Here is a 12259-nt window from a genome sequence, read left to right as displayed (position 1 = left end):
CCGGGGCTGCTGTGACGGCTGTGGCGCGACGGCGGCGATGCCGTAATCTGTCCAACTCGCCGGGGAATCTACCCAATTGGCAGCCCTCCTGCCGGGGGGCGTCAACTCGCGTACGGACGTGGTGAATCGCGCAGGCGGGATACACGAGTGTCACCTGGGGACGATAGGGTTAACCTGCCCGGGCCGGGTGCGTCGTTACGGGTGGGGAGTGTCATGGAACAGATAACAGTGCGGAGCAGGCCGCGAGTGCCTGCGATCACCTGCGGGAACAGCGCGACCAGCTCGCGTCTCGACCGACATCTCTCGGTGCTGGGCGGCCCCGCCGTCCCGCAGCGCGAGACGGTCGAGGCGACGTCCCTGATGCTGGAACTCACCTCGCGCGACGTCGCGCACGGGCGCAGCCGCAACAGGAGCGGACGGGTCTCCCTCTTCGCCCCGCTGCGCAGGCTGCGCCGTACGCTCCTCGGCAGCCGCCACTGACCTTCGGCTGTCGGGCGGTCGAAGGTCGAGCCGCCGTCGCGCACTCCGCGTCACGTGTCACCGCCCGGGCGGCCCCGCAACCGGGCGGTGACCACACCCCTTCGGGACCGTAGCTCCCCGCCGTCCCGCCCTCCCCGTCGTTGGCCGGTGCTCCCTCCCGGCTTCCGTACGACCGTGCCGCAACGGCCCGGCGCCGCCCGCTCGCCCGCCTCCCACCCCGGCGAGCAGCGCATCTCCCCGGCCGACCCGAGCCGCCCGGCCCCCGGCTACGGCGCGTCGACCGTCACCGAGAAGGAGAACCGGTCGCCCCGGTAACGGATCCGGGCCACGTCGACGACCCGCCCCTCCGTGTCACGGGTGACCCCGGTGTAGTGCAGGATCGGGCTCAGCAGCGGCACCTGGAGGAGTTCGGCGGTCGGCGGGTCCGCGAGCCGCGCCTCGACCGTGTCGGTGATCCGGCCGATCCGTACCCCCACCGCGTCCCGCAGCACCTTCGTCATCGGCCACCGCTCCAGATCGGCCACGTCGAGCAGGGCCGCGACATCGGGCCGGACCGCGTTCTCCGCCCAGTTCGTCGGCTCGCCGGTCTCCCCGTCCCGGCGCAGCCTGCGGTACGTCACCACCTCGGCGAGCCCCGGGAAGTGCTCGGCCAGCTCGACCGGCACCGGCTCCCGGCCGTGGCCGAGGACCGTCGTCGGCTCGCCCGACTGCTGGGCCACGATCGCGTCGATCGACCCCAGCAGCCGCCGGGGGGCGCCCCGGCGGGCCCCCGGTTCGATGAAGGTCCCGCGCCGCCGGTGCCGGCTGATCAGGCCCTCCGCCTCCAGCTCCTTCAGCGCCTGCCGCATGGTCAGCACGCTGACGCCGTAGTGCGCGGCCAACTGCTCCTCGGTCGGCAGCCGCAGGGACGCCTCGGGCGCCCGGCCCAGTATGGAGGCGCGCAGCGACTGCGAGACCTGGTACCACAGCGGCAGCTTGCGGTTGAGGACCAGCGAATCCGGGGCGAAGGAGGAGGTCACGGGGGGCTCCGTATCTCCGGGTCGGGCGAGACCGTGGGGTCAGGACGGGAAGTGTCGCTCCAGACCCTGCCACACGCTGTCGTACTCCTTCTGGCGGTGCCGGGCCTCCGCGGCCTGCCGGGTGACCACCACGGGCCGCCGGGTCTCGAACATGAAGGCGAGCCCGTCGTCCAGCTTCTGCGGCTTCAGCTCGGCCGCGCTCGCCCGCTCGAAGGTCTCCCGGTCGGGCCCGTGGGCCGACATCATCGGGTGCAGCGACCCGCCGCCCGGGACGAAACCGCCCTCGCCCGCGGTCTTCGCGTCGTACGCGCCCTGGATGAGGCCCATGTACTCGCTCATCACGTTGCGGTGGAAGTACGGCGGGCGGAACGTGTCCTCGCCGACCAGCCAGCGCGGGGCGAAGACGACGAAGTCGACGTCCGCGAGGCCGGGGGTGTCGGTGGGGGAGGTGAGGACCGTGAAGATCGACGGGTCCGGGTGATCGTAGGAGATGGTGCCGATGACGTTGAAGCGGTTCAGGTCGTAGACGTACGGCACATGGTTGCCGTGCCAGGCGACGACGTCGAGCGGCGAGTGGTCGTACGTCGCGGCCCACAGCTGGCCGCAGTACTTGGTGACGACCTCGACCGGGCGCTCGACGTCCTCGTACGCGGCGACGGGGGCGAGGAAGTCCCTGGGATGGGCCAGACCGTTGGCGCCGATCGGGCCGAGGTCGGGCAGCTGGAACGGCCGGCCGTAGTTCTCGCAGACGTAGCCGCGGGCCCGCTCGTCCAGCAGCTCGACCCGGAACCGTACGCCGCGGGGGATCAGTGCGACCTCCCCGGGGCGCGCCGCGAGCCTGCCCAGCTCGGTCACCAGCAGCAGCCCGCCGGACTCCGGGACGATCAGCAGCTCGCCGTCGGAGTTGCCGAACACCCGGTCCGTCATGGGCGCGTTCGCGTGGTACAGGTGCACGGCCATGCCGGAGCGCTCGGCGGGGTCGCCGTTGCCGCCCAGGGTCCAGAGCCCGGCCAGCCAGTCCGTACCCGGCGCGGGGTCGGGCAGGGGGTTCCAGCGCAGCCGGTTCGGGTCGGGGATCGCCTCGGTGAACGGGCCGCTGCGCACCTTCCCGTTGTCGGTCCGGTGCAGCGGCGGATGCGCGGCCGACGGCCGGATCCGGTAGAGCCACGAACGCCGGTTGACCGCCCGCGGCTCGGTGAAGGCGGAGCCGCTGAGCTGCTCGGCGTAGAGGCCGTGCGGTGCGCGCTGGGGCGAGTTCCGCCCGACCGGCAGCGCCCCGGGCAGCGCCTCGGACGCATGTTCGTTGCCGAATCCCCCGGTGTACTCCAGCGACCCCGCGATCTCCCGCGCCCGCTCGACCGCCCCGCCGCCGCCCGCCGCCCCTTCGGGCCGCCGTGCCGTCTGCCCGCTTCCGCTCATCGCCACTCCCGGTGCCGGAGGAAGGTCCTTCATGGATGCCCTCGTCAATCCTATGGACCACCGTAGGATTGCGAAGGGACCCCGTCAACGGCGACGCCCCGTCCGGCTGTGCGGGAAGTGTGCAGGCACCGTGCGGGCAGCCGGTCCCGCGGTGCGGGACCGGCGGTCGCGGACGCCCGTAGCGGCCCGGGGTCCCGTATCGGTCGAACGTGGACTTCCCGGGTGAAGCGCCCGTCCGCCCGCGTCCGATGCAGCATGATGGGCGCGTGCCCCACCCCCATCTACGGCGGGAACCCGTCCAGGCGCGCAGCGCGGAGCGGCTCACGCGGATTCTCGACGCCTGCGCCGAGCTGCTCGACGAGTCGGGGTACGAGGAGCTGTCCACCCGGACGGTCGCCGTGCGGGCGGGGGTGCCGATCGGATCCGTCTACCGGTTCTTCGGCAACAAGCGCGCGCTGGTGGACGCGCTCGCCGCCCGTAACCTCGACCGGTACGACGGGCGGGTCGCCGAACGGGTGGCGTCGCTGCCCCCGGGCGACTGGCGCGGACTGCTGGACGCGGTGCTCGACGAGTACGTCCTGATGAAGCGGACCGCCCCGGGGTTCTCCCTGGTGGACTTCGGGTACCGGATTCCCGTCGGCGGCCCGCCCGCGGGTGCCGAGCATGCGCTCGCCGACCGGCTCACCGGCTTTCTCGCGGCCCGGACCGGCCGGGATCCGGACGCCGGGCTGCGCCGGACCGTCCTGGTCGCCGTCGAGGCGGCGGACGCGGTGCTCCAGCTCGCCTTCCGGATCGCGGACGAGGGGGACCCTGCGGTCATCGCGGAGGCGCGGGCGCTGTTGCGGGCCTATCTGGCCGGGGCCCTCGACCCCGAGGCGGCCGCGGATCCGGCGGGCTGACCGGCCGCGTACCGCTCGGGCGGACCCCGTACGGTACGGCGAGACGGCGCCTCGGTCGGCCCCGCGAGGCCGGGCTCCGGCCGTGACACTGCGTTCACCTGGGGTTTTGCTCGTATTGCTCGCACGTCAACATCTTGTTAACGCTGTTTGACGCGACCTAACGTCATCCGGACCGCCGACTCGGTGGGAGTTCAAGGATGAACGTTAGGTAGCCCCCCATGCTGACAATCCTCGGCTTCGCGATGATCGCGACCTTCCTGGTCCTGATCATGATGAAGAAGATGTCGCCCATCGCGGCGCTGGTCCTGATCCCCGCGCTTTTCTGCGTCCTCGTCGGCGACGGCGCCAAGCTGGGGGACTACGTCATCGAAGGCGTCGGCAATCTCGCGCCGACCGCCGCGATGCTGATGTTCGCCATCGTCTACTTCGGTGTGATGATCGACGTCGGTCTCTTCGACCCGATCGTCCGCGGCATTCTGCGGTTCTGCAAGGCCGACCCCATGCGGGTCGTGGTCGGTACGGCGGTGCTCGCCGCGATCGTCTCCCTCGACGGCGACGGCTCCACCACCTTCATGATCACCGTCTCGGCGATGTACCCCCTCTACAAGCGCCTGAAGATGAGCCTGGTCGTGATGACCGGCATCGCCGCCACGGCCAACGGCGTGATGAACACCCTCCCCTGGGGCGGCCCGACCGCCCGCGCCGCGACCGCGCTGAAGCTCGACGCCGCCGACATCTTCGTCCCGATGATCCCGGCGCTGCTGGTGGGTCTGCTCTTCGTCTTCATCCTCGCGTACGTCCTCGGTCTGCGGGAGCGCAAGCGCCTGGGCTACCTCTCCCTCGACGAGGCGCTGGAGACCGAGAAGGACTCCGAGACGGTCCTGGTCAAGACCGGCTCGGGCACCGACAAGGCTGCCTCCGGTACTTCTGGTACGGCTGGTTCCGCTGGTTCCGCTGGTTCTTCCGGTTCCTCCGCCTCCGTCAGCGGTCCCGGCGGCGACGCCTCCGACTCCGCGGCTGCCCCCGGCGACGACGACGCGGACGGCTTCCAGGGCCTCGACCCCAACCGGTCCACCCTGCGCCCCAAGCTCTACTGGTTCAACGCCGGTCTCACCATCGCCCTCCTCACGGCGATGATCATGGAGCTGCTCCCCATCCCGGTGCTGTTCCTGCTCGGTGCCGCCCTCGCGCTCACGGTCAACTACCCCAACATGGCCGAGCAGAAGGCCCGGATCGGCGCCCACGCCGAGAACGTCCTCAACGTCTCCGGAATGGTCTTCGCCGCCGCCGTCTTCACCGGAGTCCTCACCGGCACCGGAATGGTCAAGAGCATGGCGGACTGGCTGGTCGACGCCATCCCCCAGGGCATGGGCCCGCACATGGCCATCGTCACCGGTCTGCTGAGCCTGCCGCTCACGTACTTCATGTCCAACGACGGCTTCTACTTCGGCGTCCTGCCCGTGCTCGCCGAGGCCGGTGCCGCCCACGGGGTGTCCCCGCTGGAGATCGCCCGGGCGTCCCTCGTCGGCCAGGCGCTGCACATGTCCAGCCCGCTGGTGCCCGCGGTCTACGTCCTCGTCGGCATGGCCAAGGTGGAGTTCGGCGACCACACCCGGTTCACCGTCAAATGGGCGGCGCTCACCTCGCTCGTGGTCCTCGCCGCCGGAGTGCTCTTCGGCATCATCTGACCACCGCACCACTCCCTCCCCCCACAGCGCCCCGGCGACCTCCACGGTCGCCGGGGCGCGGGCCGTCCGGGCTCTCCGGGCTCTCCGGGCTGTTCCGGCGCCCGCCGGGGGGCTACCGGCCCAGGGCCGCGTACTGGACGGAAAGCCCGTCGATGATCGCCCGCAGGCCCGTCTCGAACGCGCCTTCGTCGACCTGTTCCCGGTGTTCCGCGAGCAGATGCGCGCGGCCCAGATGCGGATAGACGGCGGGGTCGTACGCCGTCGCGTCGTCCACGAACCCCCGGGCGAAGGAGCCCAGGGCGGAGCCGGTGATGAAGTAGCGCATCAGCGCGCCGATCCGGGTCGCCTGGGCGGGCGGCCAGCCCGCGCGCACCATCGCGCCGAACACCGCGTCGGCGATCCGTAGCCCGGCCGGACGGCGGCCCGGGCCGCGGGCGAAGACCGGCACGATGTTCGGATGGGCCCGCAGGGCCGCGCGGTACGAGTGCGCCCAGTCGTGCAGCGCGGTCGGCCAGTCGCGCCCGTCGTCCGGGTCGAACATCGACAGGTCGATCCGGTCGCTGACCGCGTCCGCGACCACTTCGAGGATCTCGTCCTTCGTCCGGAAGTGGTTGTAGAGCGAAGGGCCGCTGACGCCCAGCTCCGCGGCGAGGCGGCGGGTCGAGACCGCGTCGAGCCCCTCGGCGTCCACCAGCGCGCTTGCCGCGGCGACGATGCGGTCACGGCTGAGGAGGGGCTTGCGGGGTCGGGCCATGGGGCTCATAGTAGGGCCCGTCCATAAAAACTATCAGCGCTAGTTAAAGGCTGGGCTGGTCAAAGGGGTCGGGAACGTGGATCTGGAGCTGAACGCCGAGCAGTCGGCGGTACGCCGGCTGGCCGAGGACTTCGTACGCCGGGAGGTCGCCCCGTACGCCACGGCCTGGGACCGGGCCGAGACCGTCGACCGGGCCATCGTCGGGAAGCTGGGTGCCCTGGGCTTCCTCGGGCTGGCCGTCGACCCCGACTACGGCGGCTCGGGCGGTGACCATCTGACGTACTGTCTGGTCACCGAGGAGCTGGGGCGTGGCGACTCCTCCGTGCGGGGCATCGTCTCCGTCTCCCTCGGGCTGGTCACCAAGACCATCGCGGCCTGGGGCGACGAGGAGCAGAAGCGCACCTGGCTGCCGCGGCTCACCTCCGGCGAGGCGCTCGGCTGCTTCGGGCTGACGGAGCCCGGCACCGGCTCCGACGCCGGGAACCTGACCACCCGGGCGGACCGGGACGGCGGCGACTACCTCCTGACCGGCACCAAGATGTTCATCACCAACGGCACCTGGGCCGATGTGGCCCTGGTCTTCGCCAGGACCGGAGGCGCCCCCGGTCATCGCGGCATCTCCGCCTTCCTGGTCCCCGCGGACAGCCCGGGGCTGACCCGGACCCCCGTCCACGGCAAGCTCGGACTGCGCGGTCAGGCCACCGCCGAGCTGGTGCTCGACCGGGTGCGCGTCCCGGCGTCCGCGATGCTCGGGCCGGAGGGCAAGGGCTTCTCGGTCGCGATGTCCGCGCTCACCCGGGGCCGGATCTCCGTCGCCGCGGGCTGTGTGGGGATCGCGCAGGCCGCGCTGGACGCGGCCGTGGGCTATGCGGGTGAGCGGGAGCAGTTCGGCCGGCCCATCGCGGGCCATCAGCTCGTCCAGGAGCTGATCAGCGACATCTCCGTGGACGTGGCCGCCGCCCGGCTGCTGACCTGGCGGGCCGCGGGTCTGGCCGACCGGGGGGAGGACTTCGCCACCGCCGCGTCGCAGGCGAAGCTGTACGCATCCGAGGCGGCCGTCCGGGCGGCCAACAACGCGCTCCAGGTCTACGGTGGCTATGGCTATATCGACGAGTACCCGGTCGGGAAGCTGGTCCGGGACGCCCGGGTGATGACACTCTACGAAGGCACCAGCCAGATTCAGAAGCTGATCATCGGCAGGGCTCTGACCGGCGTCTCCGCCTTCTGAGGACGGGCCCCGACCGGTCCCGGTGCCGACGACCTAAGCGCTTGCTCACCTTCGGGGTATGGTGATGCCCCGATCAGCAGAAGGAGAGCCGATGACCGCGGCCGACGACACGACGCCCGACTGCGGGGGCGAAGACGTCCCGTGGGGCGAGGTGGCGCCCGAGGCCGCGCGCAGGCTGCTCGTCGCCGCGGTCGCGGCCTTCGCGGAGCGGGGCTACCACGCCACCACCACCCGCGATATCGCGAGCCGCGCCGGAATGAGCCCCGCCGCCCTCTACATCCACTACAAGACCAAGGAGGAGCTGCTCCACCGGATCAGCAGCATCGGTCACACCCGGGCGCTGGAGGTGCTGTCGACCGCCGTGGCGCGCGGCGGCACCCCGGGCGAGAAGCTGGCCGGTGCCGTCTCCTCCTTCGTGCGCTGGCACGCCGGACGCCATGACACGGCCCGGGTGGTCCAGTACGAGCTGGACGCACTGACCCCCGAGCACCGCACCGAGATCGTGGCCCTGCGGCGCCGCAGCGATGCCGTGGTCCGGGAGATCATCCACGAGGGGGTGGAGTCGGGCGAGTTCGACGTGCCGGACGTGCCCGGGACCACGCTGGCCGTGCTCTCCCTCTGCATCGACGTCGCCCGCTGGTTCAACGTCAACGGCAGGCGTACGCCCGAGGAGGTCGGCGCGCTCTACGCGGACCTGGTGCTGCGGATGGTCTCGGCCCGGCGCTGACCGGCGGGCGGAACGCACCGCGGGCCGCGGCACCGGCCCCCGAGTCCGGCGCGCCCCGCGGTCTCAGAAGTAGTAGCGCGATACGGACTCCGCCACGCACACCGGCTTCTCGCCGCCCTCGCGTTCCACCGTGACCAGGGCGGTCACCTGCACCCCGCCGTCGTTCGCCGTCTCGACACGGGTCAGGGTGACGGCGGCGCGCAGCCGCGAGCCCACGGGTACGGGGGCGGGGAAGCGGACCTTGTCCGTCCCGTAGTTCAGCCCCATTTTCATGCTGGTGACCCGAAGCACCTGCGGGACCAGCAGGGGCAGCAGCGACAGCGTCAGATAGCCGTGGGCGACGGTCGTTCCGAACGGGCCGTCCGCCGCCCGTGCGGGGTCGACATGGATCCACTGGTGGTCGCCGGTCGCCTCCGCGAAGAGGTCGATCCGCTTCTGGTCGATCTCCAGCCAGTCGCTCCGCCCCAGCGGCTCGTCGATCCCGGCCTGCAGTTCGGCGGCGGAGGTGAAGACCCTCGGCTCGGCCATGTCCCCGGTCCCTGCCTCTCGGTGGGCGATGCTGTCGCCGTCGTACGGTGGTTGGGTACGGCCCCGGACGGCGGTCCGTGCAACACCTCACCGACGGTTGCCTGAGCGTCCGCTCAGCATCCTCGGGCACGGCGGCCGTGTCAACGGACCACCCAGTAGTGTTCGAAGGGTGCCCCCACCTACCGACACCATCAGCGAACTCACGGTCGGCCAGCTTTCGCAGCGCAGCGGCGCGGCCGTGTCGGCCCTGCACTTCTACGAGTCCAAGGGGCTGATCCACAGCCGCCGGACCAGCGGAAACCAGCGCCGCTACAGCCGGGACACCCTGCGCCGGGTGGCGTTCGTACGGGCCGCGCAGCGCGTCGGTATCCCGCTGTCCACGATCCGCGACGCCCTGGCGGAGCTGCCGGAGGAACGGACCCCCGACCGCGAGGACTGGGCAAGCCTCTCCCGGACCTGGCGCCGTGAACTCGACCAGCGCATCAAACAGCTCGGGCGGCTGCGGGACACCCTGACCGAGTGCATCGGCTGCGGCTGCCTCTCCCTGGAGACCTGCGCCCTGTCCAACCCCGAGGACGCCTTCGGCCGTCAACGGCCCGGCTCCCGTCTTATGCCCGGTCCCCTGTGGGCGGCCGAGGACGCAAAGGACGCATCGGGACCCTGTGATGGAGGGGCGGCCGGGGACAAGGCTTCGGGTCCGTGCGAGTCGGCGGAGGCACAGACCGCACCGGACGGACGAGACGGAGCCGGGTGACGGACGGTCCGGCGCCGCACCGTCGCCGTCACGGCTGCCGTGCCGTGCCGTGATGTGCTGTGACGGGGTCGGTTCGATTCGAGGCGGGCCCGCACCCCCGTATCAGGCCCGCCTCACGCGAGCGCCGCCGGCCCGGCGGCGCCCCTGCGTGGGTACCACTCTCCGCGGGGCAAAGGAGTGGGGCGAACCATTTTCCGTCTGCTACGGCCAGGGGGCCCAGGGACTGTCCGAGCGGACTCGTCGGGCCCACGACGACAGTTACGGCACTGCTCCGGGACCTGTCCGCGAGGCTCAGGCCACGGATTTGCTCAGGCCACGGAGGCGAGCACCGTGTGCCGCGCCGCCTGCTGGGCAGCGGCGACCGCGTCGTCCGTGAGCACCGGGCGGGGGAGGAGGATGCCGCAGCCCGTGCAGACGGGACCGGCCCAGGGGGCGTTCTTCAGCACCTGGCGCCAGACGATCGCGGAGGTCCCGCAGACGGGGCAGTGAGCGCCGGGCGCCCCCGCCAACGCCGTGACCAGTCTCCGCATCACCTCGTCGAGCGGTGCCGAGGGATGCTCACGGGGGCTGTCGCAGCGCGCCACCCCGTTGCCGCCCCAGACGTTCCGGTGCCATTCGTCGCCGGACGGCGGACGCCGCAGCCCGTCGTGCTTCTCGCGCTTGCGGCGGTCGGCGAACTCCTCCTCGTACGCCAGCCAGATATCGCGCGCCCGCTCCAGCTCGTCCAGCGCGGCCACCAGCCTCGCCGGGTCGGGGGATCGGTCCTCGGGACCGAACCCGTGCCGTGCGCACAGATGGTCCCAGGTCGCGCGGTGCCCGTAAGGGGCGAATCGTTCAAGGCACTTGCGCAGGGAATAGCGCCTCAGTGCCAGATCGCACCGCGGATCGCGCACCTGTCTCGCAAGACTCCGGAATCCGGCCATCGTCACCGCCACCTCCGTCGCTGGTACATCGGCGTCGAGAAGTGGGACGTACGAGCGCCCGATCCGGCTCCATCGGAATTCCGATGGCGGCCATCAGCCGAGCGTCCACCGGGCCGGGGAACCCGCTCCCGGCACGACACGCCCCTCCTCGTCCTCCCGCCTGCCCCGAAAGGCCCGCGCTGAACGCCCTCTTCCCCTGAACGAACACGCCTGCGGCAAGGTTCCACCTCCGGCCGGACGCCGATGTCCGGCCCCGGGCCCGTACGGCCCGTCGTGTCCGGGGCGGCCCGGTGGGCCCCGTCCCGGCGGCCGAACGCCCCTGCCCGCGCGGTCAGTCGCCCAGCCGGCCCGCCGTCACCACCAGCCGGGCCAGCTCCGGACGGCGGACATCGGCGTGCGCGCCCGACGGCGGGGCGCCGTCGCGGACCACCGAAGAGGCGTCCACGCTCACACAGCCGGACCGGGGCAACCCCTCGGCGAGGGCCTCGTCCAGCGAGAGCCGGACCGTCCCTTCGACGCCGTGGATACCGCTGTGCCCCATGGCCCACCAGCGGGGGTCCCCGGATCCGGCGGGCACGGGGGAGTGGCCGTCGTGCGCCGGGGCCGAGGCGACCGGGTAGAGGGCCCCGAGCGCGCTGTCGTACCGCGAGTGGCAGGCCACCACCGGTCCGTCCACCCGGTGCTCCATCGCCCGCAGCGCGCCGGACCGCCCGGGGGCATGCGGCAGTGCGGTGGCGAACGCATAGTGCGAGAAGGCGCCCTGGAGCAGCGTCACCGACTTCACGGTCCGTACGCCGTCGGGGAGACCGCGCAGCGCGAACGCGACCAGCCGGGCGCCCTGCCCGTGGCCCACCAGATGGACCCGGAGCGCGGGGCGGCTGCGGGCGAGCTGCCCGAGGAGCGGGCCGAGCCCCAGCTCCCCGACCGCGCCCGCCCGGCGCTTGAGCGCGTAGTAGGTGGTCTGCCGCAGCAGTTCCCGGGCGCCGCGCCAGACCTGCGGCGCCCCGGAGGCCCGGCACACCCCCGCCGGACCCGCACCCCCGTGCCACAGACCCCCGCGCCCCGCACCCAGGCGCCCGGGATCCTCGCCTCCCGGACCCGGCGCACCGCGGAACCCGGCCCCGGCGGCCTCCGACTCGACCCGTTCCAGCACCCCGGCGAACCTCCGGCAGAGCGACAACGGATCCTCGAACAGCAGCGCGGGCGGCCCCTGCTCGTCCCCGGGCAGATCGTCCGTGAAACAGGCGGACTCCAGCCCGCCCGCCGGCGCCTCGGCCAGCCTCCGCGCGAGCCGCCCGAACTCGGTGACCGCCGCGGCCGATTCGGGCCGCTCCGCCAACAGCGCCCCCATCCGGGCCACGGTCTCGCGGTGCCCCGGGAAGAGGGAGACGAGGGACTGCCGGACGGTGGGGTCCAGCCCCTCGCCCCCGGCGGTCACCGGGCCCGCGACCTTCTCCCCGGCCGCCCCGCCCCCGGCCGGTGGACCCGGCAGCCGCCCGGAGACCCCGGGCCGGCCGGGCGGCTCGTCCGGGAAGGTCATCGACGGCCACCCCACGCCCGCGAACCCCGGCCGCACCCCCCGCCCCACCAGCTCGGGCAGGGCGGCGAAGAAGCCCTCGTACATCTCCCGGGCCGCCACGGGGGAGTGGTTCCGGCCATGGGCGAACATCACGAGGTCGGTGACCTCCAGTCCCAGCAGCCGGTGCCGCTGCTCGGGATCGACGTCGCCGTCCCGGTCGAAGCCGATGTCCTGATACGGTCCCACGTCCCAGCGCGGCATGACCGCCCCCTCCCCCTGGCGGACCCGCCGGAGGTGCGGACCCGTCAGCAGGATCCTGCG

12 protein-coding genes are annotated in these 12259 nt (G+C 72.6%); 6 read left to right on the top strand and 6 right to left on the bottom strand.

Annotation, left to right across the window (positions count from 1 at the left end):
- Positions 1 to 213: 213 nt before the first annotated feature.
- Positions 214 to 480 (top strand): hypothetical protein, encoded by a 267-nt coding sequence (locus B7R87_RS05175; RefSeq protein WP_078902420.1) that lies wholly within the window; start codon positions 214 to 216, stop codon positions 478 to 480.
- A gap of 266 nt (positions 481 to 746) precedes the next feature.
- On the opposite strand, the gene B7R87_RS05170 is transcribed toward B7R87_RS05175, so the two are convergent.
- Positions 747 to 1499: a GntR family transcriptional regulator gene (locus tag B7R87_RS05170; protein ID WP_006350139.1), complete on the bottom strand. Its 753-nt coding sequence runs from the start codon at positions 1497 to 1499 to the stop codon at positions 747 to 749.
- 39 nt (positions 1500 to 1538) lie between these two features.
- On the bottom strand, positions 1539 to 2918 hold the full coding sequence (gene hmgA, locus B7R87_RS05165; RefSeq protein ID WP_040916750.1) for a homogentisate 1,2-dioxygenase: 1380 nt from the start codon (positions 2916 to 2918) through the stop codon (positions 1539 to 1541).
- A 266-nt stretch (positions 2919 to 3184) separates the two neighbouring features.
- Here hmgA and B7R87_RS05160 point away from each other — a divergent pair, with 266 nt between their 5' ends.
- Both B7R87_RS05160 and B7R87_RS05155 read left to right on the top strand, forming a co-directional pair.
- Positions 3185 to 3817, top strand: coding sequence for a TetR family transcriptional regulator (locus B7R87_RS05160; protein ID WP_006350141.1), 633 nt, complete (start codon positions 3185 to 3187; stop codon positions 3815 to 3817).
- 218 nt (positions 3818 to 4035) lie between these two features.
- The gene (locus B7R87_RS05155) at positions 4036 to 5505 is read left to right on the top strand and encodes a CitMHS family transporter (protein ID WP_006350142.1); all 1470 of its coding nucleotides are present in this window, start codon (positions 4036 to 4038) and stop codon (positions 5503 to 5505) included.
- A 112-nt stretch (positions 5506 to 5617) separates the two neighbouring features.
- Here the strand turns inward: B7R87_RS05155 and B7R87_RS05150 are convergent, their stop codons facing one another.
- Complete coding sequence (locus B7R87_RS05150; RefSeq protein ID WP_006350143.1) at positions 5618 to 6259, bottom strand: TetR/AcrR family transcriptional regulator; 642 nt, start codon at positions 6257 to 6259, stop codon at positions 5618 to 5620.
- Positions 6260 to 6335: 76 nt separating this feature from the next.
- On the opposite strand from B7R87_RS05150, the gene B7R87_RS05145 reads away from it, so the two are divergent.
- Positions 6336 to 7487, top strand: a complete 1152-nt coding sequence (locus tag B7R87_RS05145) for an acyl-CoA dehydrogenase family protein (protein ID WP_006350144.1) — start codon at positions 6336 to 6338, stop codon at positions 7485 to 7487.
- Between the two features lie 91 nt (positions 7488 to 7578).
- Entirely contained in the window at positions 7579 to 8214 is a 636-nt protein-coding gene (locus B7R87_RS05140; RefSeq protein WP_006350145.1) for a TetR/AcrR family transcriptional regulator, read from the top strand.
- A 63-nt stretch (positions 8215 to 8277) separates the two neighbouring features.
- Here the strand turns inward: B7R87_RS05140 and B7R87_RS05135 are convergent, their stop codons facing one another.
- Positions 8278 to 8742, bottom strand: coding sequence for a MaoC family dehydratase (locus B7R87_RS05135; protein ID WP_006350146.1), 465 nt, complete (start codon positions 8740 to 8742; stop codon positions 8278 to 8280).
- A 169-nt stretch (positions 8743 to 8911) separates the two neighbouring features.
- On the opposite strand from B7R87_RS05135, the gene soxR reads away from it, so the two are divergent.
- Positions 8912 to 9496, top strand: coding sequence for a redox-sensitive transcriptional activator SoxR (soxR, locus tag B7R87_RS05130; protein WP_006350147.1), 585 nt, complete (start codon positions 8912 to 8914; stop codon positions 9494 to 9496).
- Positions 9497 to 9804: 308 nt separating this feature from the next.
- Here the strand turns inward: soxR and B7R87_RS05125 are convergent, their stop codons facing one another.
- Positions 9805 to 10419: a hypothetical protein gene (locus tag B7R87_RS05125; protein ID WP_040916752.1), complete on the bottom strand. Its 615-nt coding sequence runs from the start codon at positions 10417 to 10419 to the stop codon at positions 9805 to 9807.
- Between the two features lie 331 nt (positions 10420 to 10750).
- On the bottom strand, positions 10751 to 12199 hold the full coding sequence (locus B7R87_RS05120; protein WP_130585433.1) for a serine-threonine protein kinase: 1449 nt from the start codon (positions 12197 to 12199) through the stop codon (positions 10751 to 10753).
- Positions 12200 to 12259 lie beyond the last annotated feature (60 nt).

Source organism: Streptomyces tsukubensis (assembly GCF_003932715.1).
GTDB classification, from domain to species: domain Bacteria; phylum Actinomycetota; class Actinomycetes; order Streptomycetales; family Streptomycetaceae; genus Streptomyces; species Streptomyces tsukubensis.
The sequence above is the reverse complement of the archived record's forward strand: the minus strand, read 5'-3'. Positions and strand labels throughout refer to the sequence as shown.